The organism is Winogradskyella tangerina, from assembly GCF_003260205.1.
GTDB classification, from domain to species: domain Bacteria; phylum Bacteroidota; class Bacteroidia; order Flavobacteriales; family Flavobacteriaceae; genus Winogradskyella; species Winogradskyella tangerina.
This window is the reverse complement of the sequence record NZ_QERF01000010.1, coordinates 189,898-207,585: the sequence shown is the minus strand read 5'-3', so window position 1 is coordinate 207,585 and position 17,688 is coordinate 189,898. Positions and strand designations below refer to the sequence as shown.

The following is a 17,688-nucleotide window of genomic DNA, read 5'->3' as shown; positions in this document are numbered from 1 at the left end:
TAATCTTTTATCTTCGCCTTAATGAATGACCACAATCATAAGGCACTTTATTTTTGTCATACGCATCCCAATCTTTTCCTTCAAAAGCAATGTGAAAGTTGCCGTAGAGGCATGTGCCATACGTGCATTGTTAACCATCCGAAATATTGCCCAGATTGCCTTAAACAACTTAGGCGAACGAGTACGACTTATGAAGATTTAAGAGCGTTGTATTCTGTTTTAATTGGGTCGCTCATTATCTCTAGTATTATTGGAGTGTTACTCGTTTATCATTACAACAACAATGTTGACTTTCCGTTAACGAAGTATCTGCTAATTACCGTTTTTGGTGCCTTAACCGTAACAAGTGGATTTTTTATGCTGAGGAATTCAGAATTTTTGAGCACTGTTAGTAAGGTGCCGTTTATAGGATTCAAGCTGTCGTTGTTATTGTTAATCTTAATTTTATTTTCGGGATTACCAATACTTTACATGCTATATAAGGCGATATTGATTCTGAAAGACAATTATTTTAATCGCTCTTGAATTGCTTTTTGGTAGGTTTCAAACTCTACAAGGTTATTGTGATTTCCACCTTCCACAGTAATAAAATTTAGACGCTCAATCGCTAGTTCTGAAAGTTTTTTACCCGATTTGAAAGGCACTACACTATCCTCTGTACCATGAATGATGGTTATTGGACAAGTTGCCTTCGGTAAATACTCGAACGTTGGAAATTTATACTTCAATAGTGTTTCTACAGGAAACATAGGAAATCGATGCTTGGCCACATCAGAAATACTAAAATAGGGTGTTTCTAAAATGAGTTCTTTTGGATTATAAATACTCGCCAAATATGCAGCCATTCCTGTTCCAAGAGACCTGCCGTAGAGTATTATTTCATTTTCAGAATACTGTTTTAAAAGGTAGTCATAGCAATACTGCGCATCATGATTTAAGGCCGCCTCAGAAAGCTTTCCGGTACTTTTACCATAAGTTCTATAATCCATCACCAATACATCGTAATCCATTCCAACGAAATATTCAGTAATCTCTCCCCAACGGCTTAAATTACCAGCATTTCCGTGAAAATAGAGTATAACTCCTTTTGAGTTTTCAGCTTTAAAATGAAGTGCATTTATTTTTGCATCAGCCTCGGTTTCAAAGAACAACTCTTCAAAAGAATGATCGAATTGATATTGATAATCTTGCTCCAAAGGCGTTGGTAAAAACATCAATTTCTCTTGAAAAAAGTAAAGTACAGATCCGATCATAACATATAAAGTGATGAGAAAAAGAAATACACTTTTAAGCCTTTTTCTTCGTTTTTTTTGAGGAGTGAATGACATTAATACTTGTGGTTTCTAGGTCTAGAGTTTTTGGTTCGGAATTTAGAATATCATCTAACATGTTATGATAAGATTCAAAATTATTCAGGTTTTTGTGGCCACCACCTATTACCGTATGGAGTTTGGTTAATTTTGAATTGATCTGCGCTAACTTCACACTAGATTTATAGGGAATGAGTTTATCGTGAGTACCGTGAATGATGTGAATCGGGCACTGCACATATTTTAACCATTTGTAGGTTGGCAAGGGATATTTTAGCAACAAGGACAACGGCATAAAAGGAGCATAACGCGCTGTGACTTTTGTTAAGCTGTAATATGGTGCATCTAGTATGAGCATTTTTGGGTTGTTGAGCGATGCAAGCTTTGTAGCAAATCCTGACCCTAGAGAACGCCCGTAAAGGATGATACGGTCTTCTGAGGTTCTTTCCTTTAGCTTATCATAGACTTTCTGTAAATCGCGCTTAATCGCTTTTTGAGATCGTTTCCCTGTACTTTTTCCGAACCCTCTGTAATCGACCATCAATACGTTATAACCATGCCTGGTAAAGTCTACGGCAAATTTACCCCAACCCTTAATACTTTTAGAATTTCCCTTCAGATACAGAACAACACCTTTGCTCTCCCCTTTCGGATAAAATCGCAATCCATTAATAACGGCTCCATCACGAGTTTCGAGATTGTATTCTTTTGTGATCTGATTGTCATAATCAAACTGGAAGTCCTTCGGCAGTTTTTCAGGCTTAAACAGCATATAATCCTGTAAATAGTATAAGACTATACTAACAGCAATATATATCCCAAGGATTAATAAAACAGTAGAGACCCAATAAGGCATAAATGAGAGTTTACTTTCAACAAGATACTAAAAATTGAATACTAGATGTATTTTAAAAAGATATCGGCAAACGGATCCTGACCCACAACCGTGTAATAAAATAAGGCCCCTAACCATCCGTGCATAATACCTAACACATAGATGTTCTTTGCTTTGAGATAGATATATCCGTAGAACAAGGCCAAAATAAATGTCCCGATCATTAGCCAAATTGAAGGGTAATGAACAACAGAGAAGAACACAGCAGTTATGAGAATAATTAAACCTTTTTTGAGCTTTACACCTTTAAGGTCATTAAGATTACCAGCTAATAAACCTATGGTTAAAAACTGTTGAATACTTCCCCAAATTGGATAGGTGATTAACAATGGTAATATATGCCAGGTTAAATTTATACTACCCTGCACATAGCCAACAATAAAAAATATAGCAATGGATATTAAGGCAAAAGGAAAGATTAACTTAAATACAGTTTTGAAGTTTTCTAGTCTAAATCCCCAATCTTTGAGGACATTTTTGTCTTTCTTATAACGATACACAACATAGCTGGACCAGGCCAAAATGGCCACCACCACAAAAGGCAATCTCCAATTGAGATAATCCATAAAAATGAATTTCCCAAGACCGGTTAAAACCACAGCTGCGATCTCTAAAACTCTAACTTTATTAGATACCGGCCTGGTTAACCGTAAATTTGAAAATTCACTGAGGTATTTTGTTAGTTTATTTCTCATGATTGATACAATTTAAAACCTCGCAGCTCTAAACCATACTGCGAGGTTTTGGGTTACTAACTAACCGATCATCAAAACAAAAAAATCATATAAACGATGATACCTTCAGCAATGCCCGTGACTATAGACATGCCTAAAATGTCTTTGATCTTACTACGTAGAAAAAACACAATACTTAAAATGGCAATTATACCGGCCAAAAGAATTTCTAAAGCATTTATTTTAGATAACAAAAAGGTTATTCCTGTAAACGCTGCGGTGATTCCTAAAGTGATGAGGGCAAATTTTAGTATCTGTTGTTTTGTGTAATTTCCTTCGATAAATCCTTTTCTAAGATCCCTAAGTACAGATAGAATAAACAATAAAGGCACTACAGATAAAAAGGGCGCAAAAATGACTTTTATTCCTTTAACAACACTGAGGTCGTTGTTATAAAAGAAAAAAGCAATGGCCGTAAAGGCTAATAAACCCGTTACAATTATAGTTTGAAACGTAAATAGTAACTCTCTCTTACTGGAGTTGGTTTGACTTTTAGGTGTTTTAATAACATTCATAATATTTAAAATTTGATGATTGTACGATTAGTTTAAGTGGATAAAAAGAATATGTGAATTGCTAAAGCCATGAGTATTCCACTCAGTATACCATTGGCCTTAAGATTGTTATACAATAAAAAATTAAACACATAAGAACTTATGGTTGTTGAGTTGATTAAATGGGCTAATACCAATGTGTCCTCGAGCTTTTTTTGAGAAACAAACTCCAAGAATTGAATAAGTAATAGCACAATTACCACAGACACAACCAATAGCATAGTTGCTGGTCTTTGATTTTCTGCCTTGTAAGCATCTGTATTTTCCGGTAAGAAATGTTCAATAACAATAAACCGTGTAAAAAACAGAATCGGCAACGGAAAGACAATTGAACCAATAATCTTTACAACATCCTTAAATGTCTTGATCTCATCATAGCCCAAAAAAACCAGATAGATAAATACCACAATAGAAACACCTACCGTGATGAAAAACGCCATATTTAAGTTCTTCTGTACCATCTTAAAATGTTAAGTAGTAGGAAGGATTCTCTACAGTACTTGTGAAAAATTCTACCTGATCGTTATAAGCTTCAGTGACAAATTGTAGTATTGATGGTAAATAGAAGACCATCACACTTATTGTGATGACGTAAAGACTCGCCTTAATCAGTTCTAACTTAGAAAAACGATTTACAGATTTCATAGTTAATTGTTTTGATGATTACAAGACAAAATTGAAACATAATCAGCACACCAAGAAATCAAAATTCCCAATTTAATGACGATATATTTTAGTAATATTTCAATTTTTAGGCTATTTTTAATGATATTATGAATATTTATAATGACGATTAAATGATTGCTTTAAATTCTATCGTAAATACATTCAATCATGAAGAACAGCAAAAATTCATAGGCTATCTTCAGCAAAGAAACAAGCGGAAAGACACCAAGAACATTCAACTATTCAAGTTGATGTGCATCCCCGAAATGACTTCAAAATCGATCTGCCAGCAACTCTACCAGAAAGACCATTGCAATGCCTACCATGCTCTGAGAAAGCGCCTGTTTCAATCTTTAATTGACTTTACTGCTAATAAAAATCTAGAGGACGAAAACTCTATCGATATGCAGATCATTAAATATATTCTGGCGTCCCGGACTTATTTACTTCAGAAAAATTATGATATCGCTTACAAGATTTTAGATAAGGCAGAGCTACTTGCAGATGAACATTTGCTTTACCCAATCCTAAATGAAATATATCATACTAAGATTCAGTATGCGCCAAACTATTCAAAAATCAATCTCGAAGAACTCATCAAAAAACAACAAGAAAATCGAGTAAAACATCAATTAGAAGATCAGTTGAATATTGTTTACGCGCAACTGAAAAAGGTACTCGACACATTTGTTTATAAAGGGGAAGCTTTAAATTTTGAAGAGGAACTTGAATCTATTTTGGCAAATTCTAATATTGAACTAAACAAATCCCTATCCTTTAAATCACTCTATCAAATTTTAGCTATTGCCAATATTTCAGCATCCATTACCAGAAACTATTTTGAAATTGAAAACTTTGTTTTAAAAAGCTATTCCATTCTAAAGAATAAAAAAGAAACCGACAAACAGCTTTATTATCAAATTAGAATCGTTTATATCATCGCTAATACACTTTTTAGAAATAAAAAATTTGAAGAATCACTCAAATACATCAACGAAATGGAAGAGCTCATGACCTTAAAAAAAGGGCTCTATTACAAAGAATTCATTCTGAAAAAGACACTCGTAGAAGCGCTTAATTACAATTATTTAGAATTTCAGGACCACGCCATAGGTTTAGTTGACGACATCATTAAGAAAAAGCATCATGATATCGAGTCCCTTTTAGATCTGCACCTATCACTTTTAATGTTTTACTTTCAACAGGAGGATTTTCAGAAGGCAAAAACTGTGCTTTCAAAATTCTATCATACCGATAAGTATTACATTGAAAAGGCTGGTATTGATTGGGTGATAAAAAAGAATCTCACCGAAATTTTACTTTATATCGAAATAAAGGATGAGGATTTACTACAGTCGCGCATTAAGAGTTTTAAACGCAACTATTCAAAATATCTAAAAGAAACAGGTCAGGAAAGAATCCTAAAATTTCTAAATTTTTCCGAGCAATTATACAACCATCCCAATCTTATAAAAAACAAGACTTTTGCCAAAAAAATTCGAATCACCTTAGAAACAACTTCAACTTTATCTGAAGATATTTTCGTTATTAGTTTTTATTCTTGGTTAAAAAGCAAGCTCACAAAACAAAGTATTTTCAGCACAACGCTAGAGCTTCTTAAAACCTAGATCACCTTCATATGAGTAGCTTCTTAATAAAATCACTAATTTAGAGACGCTAAATACTAATCCAATAAAAACGCATCCTTTCAATAGTTTTTAAATAAAATTGTTATTTTAGTGACCGATATTAACTAAACAATCCACGATGAAGAAGATAATTACACTTTGCATATTTGTATTTGCCTTGTTTGTAGGAACAGCATCTGTTACTGCTCAAAGTAAATTAGAAATTAACAATGAGGCATCTGTTAAAACTGAAACTTTAAGAAAATTATTAAAGTTCGATAATGAGCAGAGAGATCAAGTATACAATGCACACAAAGAATTTGGTAAAGCGCACGCAAACCTTGTTAATTCAAATACTGTAACTGAGGAAGCTGTTAACAAACTGAAGACTAGTTTGATGAATAAAATGGAAGCCATTTTGAATGAAGAACAGTTTGAAACTTATAAAGCATACATCAAAGAACAACAATAAGTATATAACCTAAAAAAAAAGCTTCGCATTAGCGAAGCTTTTTTTTTACAATTCTTTAGCGATTTCTTCTACAGCCGCTATGGTTTCATTTAAATCCTGATAGGTAAGTGCATCAGTTATAAACCAGGATTCAAAGGCACTCGGTGCAATATATATTCCTCTTGAGAGCATCCCGTGAAAAAACGTTTTGAAGGTATCGTTATTACCCTTAGCTGCGCTCTCAAAATCCACAACAGGCTCTTCAGAAAAATGAACTGAGATCATAGACCCAATGCTATTAATGGTATGTACCACATTATTTTTATTGAGCGCGTCTGCAATACCATTTCGCAGGTATTTGGTCTTCTCATCTAACCTATTCATTAAGCCTTTATCAGAATTAATTGACTTTAACATGGCGAGTCCGGCTGCCATAGCCAACGGATTTCCACTTAAGGTACCAGCTTGATAAACCGGTCCGTTTGGCGCAAGATGATTCATGATCTCATTCCTCGAGGCAAAAGCTCCAACAGGCAATCCACCACCAACAACCTTTCCGAAGCAAACAATATCAGCATCAACACCCTTCAATTGTTGCACTCCGCCTTTTGCAAGTCTGAATCCGGTCATCACTTCATCAAAAATGAGTAAAATATCATGTGCACTGCACAGGGTTCTCAATCCTTCTAAAAATCCTTCAACTGGCGGAATACATCCCATATTACCAGCAACAGGCTCTACAATAATAGCTGCAATTTCATTCGGATTAGCCTCAACTATTTCACGGACATTTTCAATATCATTATAGCGTGCAAGCAAGGTATCCTTTGCCGTACCTTGAGTAACACCAGGACTATTTGGTGTTCCGAAGGTAACAGCACCACTTCCGGCGGCAATTAAAAAAGAATCACTGTGCCCATGATAGCAACCCGAAAACTTAATGATCTTATCTTTTTGCGTATAACCTCGCGCCAAACGAATGGCACTCATGCACGCTTCGGTACCAGAATTCACAAAACGGATCTTATCAATATTAGGAACCATCGATACTGCGAGTTCCGCAATTTCGGTCTCTAACGCTGTTGGCATTCCGAAGGAAGTCCCTTCTTTTGTTTTCTCAATAACGGCATCTACAACGGGTTGATGCGCATGACCTAAAATCATAGGTCCCCACGAGTTGATGTAATCAATAAAACGATTTCCGTCTTCATCATAAACGTACGCACCTTTAGCCGACTTGGCAAAAATTGGCGTACCTCCTACAGCCTTAAATGCTCTCACCGGTGAATTAACACCACCTGGAATTACGTTTTGTGCTTCCTTAAATAAAGCACTACTTCTTTGATATAACATAAATTAGTTTGGAATCATTATTTCCTGACCTATAGACAGGTCATTAGAACTTAGGTTATTTAATTCTTTTATAGCGTCTACTGTTGTATTAAATCGCTTTGCTAATGAATAAAGCGTATCGCCTTTTTCGATGATATATCTTACAACACCGCTGTTTACTTTAACAAACTCTTCATTGGGTTTACCCAAAACTTCTTCGTCATACTTGTAAAGTTCATAACGTTCTATAAGGCTAATTAGCTTTTGCGGATATTTTCTATCCGTGGCATAACCAGCCTTTTTTAAGCCCCTTGCCCAACCTTTATAATCGTTGGGTTTTAGTTTGAAAAGATCCGCATAACGACGACGTCCTGTTAAAAAATCAGAATGGTCTTCATAAGACGATTCAGCTTTTTTATATTTTCTAAAACATTCTTGAGAGCGATCATCGTCGTGATAAATTTTTGCACCTTTCCAACCATGACATTTAATACCGAAATGATTATTAGCTTCAACAGCCAACCTTCCTTTGCCAGAACCAGACTCTAATATGCCTTGAGCTAAAGTGATACTTGCCGGAATTTTTGAATGCCTCATTTCTGCCTTAGCAATAGGCGCATATTTCGCAATATACATTTCTGTTGATGATGGCGGTTTCACTATCGCTTCCTTCTCATTCTCCTCTTCCTCTTCCTTAGACTCAACCTCAGTAACCTTAACGGTTTCTGTGCTTTTCTTTTGATCTTTCTCCTTGGTAACAATACCTTTTTTAGGTCCACAACCAACGACAAAAACCATCAACCAAAGTGTTATAATTGTTAATCTTAATTTCATTCTATTTGAGGCCAACCTTTTTGCTTTAGTTTTAAATTCATTCCTTCTATACCTTGCAATCCGCCTGTATGGATTGCTAATATTTTTGAGTCCTTCGGAAAAAATCCACTTTCCATCATATCAAAAATTCCATACATCATTTTACCCGTATAAACAGGGTCTAGCGGAATATCGTAAGTACGTTTAAACCTATTGATAAACGCAATCAATTCGGGCTTTATTTTACCGTAACCACCAAAATGATAATCACCAATTAATTCCCAATTTTCTCGCGTTGCAAATTTACGAATATCTTGTTGTAAAAAATCACCTTTTAACGCAGGAAAACCTAATACTTTTTGATGCGCTTCCGACGTGTTGATTAAACCAGAAATCGTGCCACCTGTACCAACACAACAACAAATAAAATCAAATTGTGCATCACTAGTTTGAAGAATTTCTGCACAACCCATTACAGCCAATGAATTTGTTCCACCTTCAGGAATCAAATAGAAATCTCCAAATTCTGAATTTAAATCTTGCAAAAAATCTTCACTTCCTTTCGCCCGATAGGCTTCCCTACTAATAAATTTGAACTGCATTCCGCAAGATCGTGCAAAGTTCAATGTAGGGTTATCGTCAACTTTAGAGATAAGTTCCTCTCCTCTAATAACACCAACGGTTTTGAAACCATATTCTTTACCAGCATAAGCCGTTGCAGCAATATGATTGGAGTATGCGCCACCAAAGGTCAATAGCACCCGCTTGCCTTCTTGCTGCGCTTCTTGTAAATTATACTTAAGTTTTCGGTATTTATTACCTGAAATAAAAGGATGAATTAGGTATTCAGGCTTTACAAATAACTGATTTTCAATCTTAATGTTATCGAAATCTATGTTTTTCAACGATTCATCTATTTTTTCAATAATTAGTTTAAAAAAGATTAATTATGACAAAGTTAATATTGCGATCCATATGGCACAAGGATTGTTTGACGAAACTAAACAGACTATTTATATACGAGTTTATGACCTAATAGGCAGACGACTTTTCTATAATCTATCTGTAAGTAAAACATCTATTCTATTCAAACGATCAATCCTCAAAACCTTACGCTCTTCCTGAAAATAACGTTGGTAAATGCTCAGCAGAAAATTGCAAAGATCATTTTCTGAAATAGCACACAAAATTCCAAAAGGATCTGGTGTTTAAATAGTTAAGATTTTTTTCATTTTGAAATGCTTCACGCTCAAATGAAATATTTCGGTATGCGGTTTTCCAGGATTTATATTGAATCAATCGTATTACAAATTCAAAACCATAGATTATAAAAAACGGGATCACCAAGAGCTCCATCTGTTGCCTTAGATGAATTTTTTCATGATTTATGAGTACTTCATCCGCCTTCAAGCGTTTATGCTTCAAAAACATAAATGGGAAAATCGTCAGCCCAACATAGCCTTTCGGCACTAAATATTTTGAAATAAATATCACTCTAAATTGCCATTCAAAAATCAATCCAATTTACGCTATCTTTGTAAAACATGAAGAAATATGTCCCAATAGAAGAAGGCGATTACTATTTAACACCCGAAGGTTATCGCTGTTTTACCGAACAATATCACCTAAAAAGAGGTTATTGTTGCGAGAGCGGATGCAGGCATTGCCCATACGGGTTCAATAAGGATAAATTAAAAAAGTCATAATGCAATTGACAGAATTATCATTTAAGGATCAGATTTTAGAAGGAATTCCAAAAAAATTACCTCAACCAAAACCATATGATCCAAGTATAAATCATGCGCCAAAACGAAAAACTATTCTTTCACCTGAAGAAGAAAAACTGGCCCTAAAAAACGCCTTGCGTTACTTTGATCGGGAGCACCACGAAGTGCTTATAAAAGAGTTTAAAAATGAGCTCGACACCTACGGTCGTATTTACATGTATCGATTTAGACCCGATTACAAAATGTATGCAAGACCCATTGATGACTACCCAGCAAAATCTAAACAAGCTGCCGCTATCATGCTGATGATTCAGAATAATTTAGATTATGCTGTAGCACAACACCCGCATGAGTTGATCACCTATGGCGGTAATGGTGGTGTGTTTTCTAACTGGGCGCAGTACAGGCTCACCATGAAATATCTGGCAGAAATGACAGACGAACAAACACTGGTGATGTATTCAGGGCATCCAATGGGTTTGTTTCCGTCGCACAAAGAAGCACCGAGAGTTGTAGTGACCAATGGTATGATGATTCCGAACTATTCTAAGCCTGATGATTGGGAAAAATTTAATGCGCTTGGTGTTACACAATACGGTCAAATGACTGCTGGAAGTTACATGTACATTGGGCCACAAGGGATAGTTCACGGAACAACAATTACGGTATTGAATGGCTTCAGAAAAATTGGCAAGTCCCCAAAAGGAAATCTGTTTGTTACTTCTGGACTAGGCGGAATGTCGGGAGCTCAACCAAAGGCCGGAAATATTGCAGGTTGCGTTACGGTTTGTGCAGAAGTGAATCCAAAAATTACTCAAGTTAGACTCGATCAGGGTTGGATCGATGAGAAGATCACAGATTTAGACCATTTGGTTGAACGCGTTCAAAGTGCGAAAGCCAATAAAGAGACCGTTTCTTTAGCATATTTGGGCAACGTGGTCGATGTATGGGAAAAATTTGATGAAGCTCAAATCCATATTGACCTAGGAAGTGATCAAACATCATTACACAATCCTTGGGCTGGCGGATACTATCCGGCTGGATTATCTTTCGAGGCGTCTAACAACATGATGGCAGAAGATCCTGCTAAGTTTAAAGAGAAGGTGCAGGAAAGTCTTAGAAGGCATGCAAAAGCCATAAACAAACATACAGCTAAAGGTACTTACTTCTTCGACTACGGAAATGCATTTCTTCTTGAAGCTTCTCGAGCAGGTGCAGATGTAATGTCTGAAAAGCAAGAATTGGGCAGAGAGTTTAAATACCCAAGTTACGTTCAAGACATTATGGGCCCAATGTGTTTCGATTATGGTTTTGGCCCCTTCAGATGGGTATGCGCTTCAGGTCGTCCTGAAGATTTAGCCAGAACAGATGAATTAGCTTGCGCTGTTTTAGAAGAAATTATGAAGAATTCACCTGAAGAGATTCAGCAACAAATGGCCGATAATATTCAATGGATCAAAGGTGCTCAGGAGAATAAATTAGTTGTGGGTTCTCAAGCACGCATCTTATATGCCGATGCCGAAGGGCGCATGAAAATTGCTGAAGCATTTAATCGTGCTATCGCTAATGGCGATATTGGTGAAGTTATCCTCGGAAGAGATCATCATGATGTTTCCGGAACCGATTCTCCATATAGGGAAACGAGTAATATTTATGACGGTTCGCGCTTCACAGCAGATATGGCTATTCACAATGTAATCGGAGATAGTTTTAGGGGCGCAACATGGGTGAGTATACATAATGGTGGTGGCGTTGGATGGGGCGAAGTTATTAATGGTGGTTTCGGCATGGTTCTTGATGGTACTAAAGAAGCATCTAAAAGATTAAAACAGATGCTTTTCTGGGATGTCAATAATGGCATTTCACGACGAAGTTGGGCAAGAAATGACGGAGCGATTTTTGCAATTAAACGCGCCATGGAAGTAGAGCCAAACTTAAAGGTTACATTACCAAATCAAGTCGACGATAATTTGTTCGAAACCATTTAAAAAAAAATTGATATGAAGAAACTACTCAGATTTACTCCGATTTTAGTGTTTGCCATCCTTCTATCGTCATGTAGTTCTATACGTGTTGCAGCCGATTATGATAGGGAAGCAAAATTCGACCAATACAAGACCTTTGCTTTTTTTAAGCCAGGAATTGATAAAGCCGAGATCAGTGACATTGATAAACGAAGAATCCTTCGTGCAATTGAAGCTGAGCTTTTAGCCAAAGGCATGACCAAGTCTGAAAATCCAGATATTCTAGTGAGCATCTTTACCGAATCTAACCAACGTGTTGACGTCTACAACAACAACTGGGGTTGGGGCGGCTGGGGCTGGGGCTGGGGACCTGGCTGGGGCTGGGGTCCAGGCTGGGGCTGGGGCGGCGGCTGGGGCGGAAGCCAAGTTTCTACCAAAACCGAAGGCATGCTGTTTATTGATTTAGTCGATGCTAGAAAGAAAGAATTAGTTTGGCAAGGTTCTGGTACCGGATTCCTTGTTACCAGAAATGTGGATAAGAAAGAACTTCGAATTAAGGAATTTGTTCAGAAAACCTTAGAGCAATATCCACCTGAACAATAATTCAGAATAAAAATATTTTTATGAAGCACTAGTTAAACTAGTGCTTTTTTTATGGTTTAATCTCAATTAGGCTATGTTATTAAATACGCTATCTTTGCCGACTTTACAGCACAAGTATTATGATATTAGGCCATACCACAAGAAAAAACTTTAGCCAAAATCCAAAGAATGATATCCTTTCAGGGTTAACCGTAGCTCTAGCATTAGTACCAGAAGCAGTTGCTTTTGCCTTTGTCGCTGGTGTTGATCCTTTGGTTGGATTATATGGTGCTTTTATGATGGGGATTGTAACAGCGCTTTTTGGAGGACGACCAGGAATGATCTCAGGAGCTACTGGCGCTATGGCTGTAGTAATGGTGCATCTAATTAGCAAGGGAAATGAAGTGGGCCAAGCATTAGACGCACCAATAGAAAATTTAGGCCTCCAATGGTTATTTATAACCTTACTATTTGTTGGTGGTATTCAAATATTAGCCGGGCTTTTTAAACTAGGGAAGTTTGTTAGGCTAATACCGCATCCCGTAATGATGGGCTTTGTTAATGGTTTGGCCATCGTTATTTTCTTATCGCAACTTGGGTTGTTCAAAGAGACTGTTGATGGCGAAAAAGTTTTTATGTCTGGAGCACCACTCTACACGATGCTTATTTTAATCGCTGTAACCATGGGCATAATGTATGGTCTTCCTAAACTAACTAAAAAGGTACCATCTGCCTTAACGGCAATTATTATCGTAGCGGCTATAACAATTTTTGGCAAACTCGATGTAAGCACCGTTGGATCCTTCATTAGAGATGGAGGAGGCGAAGGCTTACAAGGAAGTTTACCAACGTTTCAAGATCAAATATTTGGTTTATTCGGCACATTACAAGGACATTGGGACACCATTCTTTCAACAGCTTTTGTACTCGCAGCTGTAGGCTTAATTGAGTCCTTAATGACACTTAATCTCGTTGATGAGATCACAGACACAAGAGGAAATGGTAACAGAGAATGTATAGCTCAAGGTAGCGCAAATATTTTGAATGGATTTTTTGGCGGTATGGGCGGCTGTGCTATGATCGGGCAATCGATTATTAACGTTGATTCTGGTGGTAGAGGACGACTTTCTGGTACCGTAGCAGCCATTGCCCTACTCTGCTTCGTGCTTTTTGGAGCGCCTTTAATTGAACAAATTCCAATTGCAGCTTTAGTTGGTGTAATGTTTATGGTAGTCATCGGAACATTTGCTTGGTCGAGTTTCAGAATAATTAGAAAAATACCGATTTCAGATGCGATTGTATTGATTGCTGTTTCAGCTATAACCGTTTGGAAAGATCTCGCGGTAGCGGTAATTGCAGGTGTTATTATTTCTGCATTAGTCTTCGCTTGGAAAAACGCCACCATGATTAGAGCTCGAAAGCGTATGCAGCCCGACGGAACAAAAACTTATGAAATTTGGGGACCTTTGTTTTTTGGATCTATTCAAACCTTCAACACCAAATTTGATATAAAAAATGATCCTAAAAACGTAGAGATCGATTTTGTTGAATCTCGAATCAGTGACCATTCCGCTTTAGAAGCTATTTTTAATTTAGTTAATAAATACAAGGCCGAAGGGAAATCCATCAAGTTGAAACACCTCAGTAAGGATTGCAAAGTTTTATTACGAAAAGCTAATCCGATGTTCGATGAAGTAATAGTTGAAGATGTCGATGACCCACGTTATCATTTGGCCGCAGATCCTGAACGTTTCACTAAGCCATTATCTGAATACAAAATGTAGATTTACATCTGCACATTTTTATCTTCAGGGAATTGACTCGGTATCTCATCAGGGTCTTCATCTAACATTTGTCTTAGATCAATTTCTATACCTCTGGAAATTGTGGAAATAGGAACATCATTCGGACCACCTTCAAAAGGATTTTCTCCTGTTCTTGCCAAGCGCTCCATGGTATGAAATGCCCATGAAACAGTAGCACAAAATGGAATGGCTATCCAAATAAAATATTTTCCAACGAGAAAAAAGTCATCAACCATGGTCTCCCCTATTTCTGCAAACTCAGGAATAAGACCAAATGGAAGTAGAATTGCAAATACTCGCGTGAGATATAAACCTAAACTCGCATATTGTCTAGGATAAGGGAAGTTTTTAATACGTTCTGTTTTCCCTTGATGCGTGAATAAAGATTCTAAAACATTTTCTAGTTCTAGGAAGGCAAATTTCCATATCAAACCTTGGTCTTTTAACTCACGGATATGTTTAGATTGTAAGTAAAGAATAGCAGTCTGTTTATTACTTTTAGACAACACATACTGTCTCTCTTCTTCCAATAAATACATCATTAAGTTATCTTCAAGAGTTGAAACCTCCTCAGGAATATGGATCATTTTGCGCCATTCACGGTTTGTTTTGGCCTTATGCTGTGTTTCCCAACTTTTACGCTGACGCATGGCATAGCGTAAGGCGGTCATCCATGCAATATGCCGATATACCAAGACTTTTTTATGCTGTTTTATTTCGTCTTCTGAGACTGAAGCGTCGCAGTACTCATTGGTTACCATATCTTGAACTTTCATACCCCAAGTCCGCGATGTATTAACTATGGCTCCCCATATCATACGGGCTTCCCAAATTCGGCCGTAGGCAGAATTATTCTGAAAACCAACAAGAAAAGCAACCGCAGTACCAATTAATGCGACTGGCGTCCAAGGTACATTAAGAAAAGTAAAGCCAAAAACCTGATAAAGTACGGTAATAATTCCGGCGTAAAGGAGATAGATTAACGTTTCACCACGGGTCCAAAGCACCATGTCTTTGACCGAGTACCGTTTCTTAGTTAGCATTCAAATAATTTTTGATATGCCTAAGATACGAAAGCCTAGTAATTTAGCAAATCTTCAATTTTAGCCTTCACTTTTGCTGTGGAAGGAATCATAGTTTCCTCTAAGGTTGAATTGAGCGGAATTGCAGGCATGTTTTCACTTCCAATGGTCATTACCGGCGCATCTAAATATTTGAAACAAACTTCTTGAATCTTTCCAGCCAAGGCTCTTGCAAAACTATTATTCGAAGGTTCTTCTGTAACCACAAGGCACTTCCCTGTTTTCTTAACGGAAGTCATAATAGTCTCTTCATCGAGAGGATATAAAGTTCTTAGGTCAATGATCTCTATTTGGTCGCGCATACCTAATTCCCCTGTTGCATTATACGCCCAGTGAATTCCCATGCCGTAAGTTACAATGGTACAGGTTTCAACATCATCTTGCTTCCAAATTTCTTGTAATAACCAGGCCTTTCCTAATGGCAAAATATAGTCTTCTGCAGGTTCAACAGATGTTGCGCCTTCAGTACCTTTTACCTTGCTCCAATACAAGCCTTTATGTTCTAAGATCACCACAGGATTTGGGTCGTAATAGGCCGCTTTCATTAACCCTTTAAGATCAGCCCCATTACTTGGATAAACAATCTTTATCCCACGAATATTTGTCACTACACTTTCTACTGAAGACGAGTGGTAAGGGCCACCACTTCCGTAGGCTCCGATAGGCACTCGCAGAATCATACTCACAGGCCATTTACCATTGGTGAGATAGCAACTACGACTCACTTCTGTAAATAATTGGTTGAGACCTGGCCAAATGTAATCTGCAAACTGCACCTCTACAATTGGCTTTAAACCGACAGCCGACATTCCGACGGTGCTTCCCACAATAAAAGCTTCTTGAATCGGCGTATTAAACACACGGTCGTCACCAAACTTTTGTGCTAAGGTTGCCGCCTCTCTAAAGACACCACCTAATCGCCCACCAACATCTTGCCCGTATAGCAAACACTCTTTGTGTTCGCGCATTAATTCTTCAATTCCGAAAAGTGCACAATCTACCATCACCACTTTATCAGCGCCTTCTGGCTCTCGAATTCCTACTTCTTCAGTTATGGTCGTTGGTGCAAAATCGTGTGTGAAAAGATCCTGAGGTTTTGGGTCTTCAGCCTGAAAGGCTTTTTCAAAATCTGAGGCTACTTTTTGTATGGCCTCATTTTCGATAGTTTCAACCTCAGCTTCAGTGAAACCATTATCTAATAATTGTTGTTTCAACACTGGATACGGATCTCGCGAACGTGCTTCATCTAAATCATCTCGGTACCATTCCATACGAACACCAGACGTATGATGATTAAGCAAAGGTACTTTGGCATGAACTAAAAACGGGCGTCTTTCCTCGCGGATAGTGGCAATTACCTTTTCAATGGTTTCGTAGCTTTCAATAAAATTAGCTCCGTCGATACTAATGGCTTCTAATCCATGAAAACCTGCTGCATACTCTGCGGCATTTTGAGCTCTAGTTTCGGCTTCATTGGCAGAAATGTCCCAACCATTATCTTGGACTAGATACAAAATTGGCATCTGCTTTAAAGCTGCCATCTGAAAGGCTTCAGCAATTTCGCCTTCGGTCACTGAGGCATCACCTAATGAACAAACGGTAATAGGTTTTTTTTGAGAATCCTTGTGATTGTTATTTTCGACTATAGAATTACTCAGTCCTTGCTTTTCTAAATATTGCATACCCATTGCAGTTCCTGTGGCAGGAATAGCCTGCATCCCCGTAGCTGATGATTGATGAGGAATTTTTGGTTTATCAGCATCCTTTAAGCTTGGATGCGAATAATAAGTACGTCCACCTGAAAACGGATCGTCGCGCTTTGCTAGAAGCTGTAGCATAAGATCGTAGGGCTCGAGATCAAAGGCCAATAACATGGCGTCATCTCTATAGTAAGGAAAGGCATAATCTTGAGGCAATAACTGCATCCCTAAAGCTACCTGAATGGCCTCATGACCGCGAGATGTGGCATGTACATATTTTGATACTTGCTTGAAATTTGCTTCATACAATTCTGCCATAGCTTTGGCAGTGCAAAGTTTTGAAAATCCTGTTTTGAGAATGTCTTTATTCATGGTTGTTGTACTTGCGTCAGCAAGAATCTCATTAGTTGTTGTTTTCATTTACACCCATTTCTTTTTTATGTGA

The 17,688-nt window shown here is 37.4% G+C and carries 19 protein-coding genes; 7 read left to right on the top strand and 12 right to left on the bottom strand.

Annotation, left to right across the window (positions count from 1 at the left end):
* Positions 1-21 precede the first annotated feature (21 nt).
* Positions 22-525, top strand: coding sequence for a hypothetical protein (locus DDY94_RS16165; protein ID WP_157957343.1), 504 nt, complete (start codon positions 22-24; stop codon positions 523-525).
* Here DDY94_RS16165 and DDY94_RS14850 read toward each other — a convergent pair.
* The 6 genes from DDY94_RS14850 to DDY94_RS14825 form a co-directional block, all read right to left on the bottom strand.
* On the bottom strand, positions 507-1,253 hold the full coding sequence (locus tag DDY94_RS14850; RefSeq protein WP_232817882.1) for an alpha/beta hydrolase: 747 nt from the start codon (positions 1,251-1,253) through the stop codon (positions 507-509). The genes DDY94_RS16165 and DDY94_RS14850 overlap by 19 nt on opposite strands.
* A gap of 34 nt (positions 1,254-1,287) precedes the next feature.
* Entirely contained in the window at positions 1,288-2,166 is an 879-nt protein-coding gene (locus DDY94_RS14845) for an alpha/beta hydrolase (protein WP_111685374.1), read from the bottom strand.
* Between the two features lie 41 nt (positions 2,167-2,207).
* Positions 2,208-2,900 (bottom strand): CPBP family intramembrane glutamic endopeptidase, encoded by a 693-nt coding sequence (locus tag DDY94_RS14840; protein WP_111685372.1) that lies wholly within the window; start codon positions 2,898-2,900, stop codon positions 2,208-2,210.
* A gap of 71 nt (positions 2,901-2,971) precedes the next feature.
* Positions 2,972-3,454: a hypothetical protein gene (locus DDY94_RS14835; RefSeq protein ID WP_111685370.1), complete on the bottom strand. Its 483-nt coding sequence runs from the start codon at positions 3,452-3,454 to the stop codon at positions 2,972-2,974.
* A 32-nt stretch (positions 3,455-3,486) separates the two neighbouring features.
* A complete protein-coding gene (locus tag DDY94_RS14830; RefSeq protein ID WP_111685368.1) occupies positions 3,487-3,954 on the bottom strand; it encodes a hypothetical protein in 468 nt (155 codons plus the stop codon).
* A 1-nt stretch (position 3,955) separates the two neighbouring features.
* The gene (locus tag DDY94_RS14825; RefSeq protein WP_111685366.1) at positions 3,956-4,138 is read right to left on the bottom strand and encodes a hypothetical protein; all 183 of its coding nucleotides are present in this window, start codon (positions 4,136-4,138) and stop codon (positions 3,956-3,958) included.
* A gap of 152 nt (positions 4,139-4,290) precedes the next feature.
* On the opposite strand from DDY94_RS14825, the gene DDY94_RS14820 reads away from it, so the two are divergent.
* Both DDY94_RS14820 and DDY94_RS14815 read left to right on the top strand, forming a co-directional pair.
* Positions 4,291-5,787, top strand: coding sequence for a hypothetical protein (locus tag DDY94_RS14820; protein ID WP_111685364.1), 1,497 nt, complete (start codon positions 4,291-4,293; stop codon positions 5,785-5,787).
* A gap of 139 nt (positions 5,788-5,926) precedes the next feature.
* The gene (locus tag DDY94_RS14815) at positions 5,927-6,259 is read left to right on the top strand and encodes a hypothetical protein (protein ID WP_111685362.1); all 333 of its coding nucleotides are present in this window, start codon (positions 5,927-5,929) and stop codon (positions 6,257-6,259) included.
* Positions 6,260-6,304: 45 nt separating this feature from the next.
* Here DDY94_RS14815 and hemL read toward each other — a convergent pair whose 3' ends face one another.
* The 4 genes from hemL to DDY94_RS14790 all read right to left on the bottom strand — a co-directional run bounded on the left by hemL (position 6,305) and on the right by DDY94_RS14790 (position 9,877).
* The gene (gene hemL / locus DDY94_RS14810) at positions 6,305-7,591 is read right to left on the bottom strand and encodes a glutamate-1-semialdehyde 2,1-aminomutase (protein ID WP_111685360.1); all 1,287 of its coding nucleotides are present in this window, start codon (positions 7,589-7,591) and stop codon (positions 6,305-6,307) included.
* A 3-nt stretch (positions 7,592-7,594) separates the two neighbouring features.
* Positions 7,595-8,404, bottom strand: coding sequence for a glucosaminidase domain-containing protein (locus DDY94_RS14805; protein WP_111685358.1), 810 nt, complete (start codon positions 8,402-8,404; stop codon positions 7,595-7,597).
* Positions 8,401-9,288, bottom strand: coding sequence for a 1-aminocyclopropane-1-carboxylate deaminase/D-cysteine desulfhydrase (locus DDY94_RS14800; RefSeq protein ID WP_111685356.1), 888 nt, complete (start codon positions 9,286-9,288; stop codon positions 8,401-8,403). The genes DDY94_RS14805 and DDY94_RS14800 overlap by 4 nt, the downstream gene beginning before the upstream one ends.
* Positions 9,289-9,547: 259 nt before the next feature.
* Positions 9,548-9,877 carry a hypothetical protein gene (locus DDY94_RS14790; RefSeq protein ID WP_111685412.1) on the bottom strand — a complete coding sequence of 110 codons (330 nt, stop codon included), beginning with the start codon at positions 9,875-9,877 and terminating at the stop codon, positions 9,548-9,550.
* Between the two features lie 50 nt (positions 9,878-9,927).
* On the opposite strand from DDY94_RS14790, the gene DDY94_RS16160 reads away from it, so the two are divergent.
* The 4 genes from DDY94_RS16160 (at position 9,928) to DDY94_RS14775 (ending at position 14,440) form a co-directional block, all read left to right on the top strand.
* On the top strand, positions 9,928-10,089 hold the full coding sequence (locus tag DDY94_RS16160; protein WP_157957342.1) for a DUF5522 domain-containing protein: 162 nt from the start codon (positions 9,928-9,930) through the stop codon (positions 10,087-10,089).
* Positions 10,089-12,098 (top strand): urocanate hydratase, encoded by a 2,010-nt coding sequence (locus DDY94_RS14785; RefSeq protein ID WP_111685352.1) that lies wholly within the window; start codon positions 10,089-10,091, stop codon positions 12,096-12,098. The genes DDY94_RS16160 and DDY94_RS14785 overlap by 1 nt, the downstream gene beginning before the upstream one ends.
* Positions 12,099-12,110: 12 nt before the next feature.
* Positions 12,111-12,677 carry a DUF4136 domain-containing protein gene (locus DDY94_RS14780; RefSeq protein WP_111685350.1) on the top strand — a complete coding sequence of 189 codons (567 nt, stop codon included), beginning with the start codon at positions 12,111-12,113 and terminating at the stop codon, positions 12,675-12,677.
* A 119-nt stretch (positions 12,678-12,796) separates the two neighbouring features.
* Positions 12,797-14,440: a SulP family inorganic anion transporter gene (locus tag DDY94_RS14775; RefSeq protein WP_111685348.1), complete on the top strand. Its 1,644-nt coding sequence runs from the start codon at positions 12,797-12,799 to the stop codon at positions 14,438-14,440.
* Positions 14,441-14,442: 2 nt separating this feature from the next.
* Here the strand turns inward: DDY94_RS14775 and DDY94_RS14770 are convergent, their stop codons facing one another.
* Both DDY94_RS14770 and DDY94_RS14765 read right to left on the bottom strand, forming a co-directional pair.
* Positions 14,443-15,504: a bestrophin family protein gene (locus tag DDY94_RS14770; protein ID WP_232817881.1), complete on the bottom strand. Its 1,062-nt coding sequence runs from the start codon at positions 15,502-15,504 to the stop codon at positions 14,443-14,445.
* 35 nt (positions 15,505-15,539) lie between these two features.
* On the bottom strand, positions 15,540-17,615 hold the full coding sequence (locus tag DDY94_RS14765; protein WP_111685411.1) for an alpha-ketoacid dehydrogenase subunit alpha/beta: 2,076 nt from the start codon (positions 17,613-17,615) through the stop codon (positions 15,540-15,542).
* Positions 17,616-17,688 lie beyond the last annotated feature (73 nt).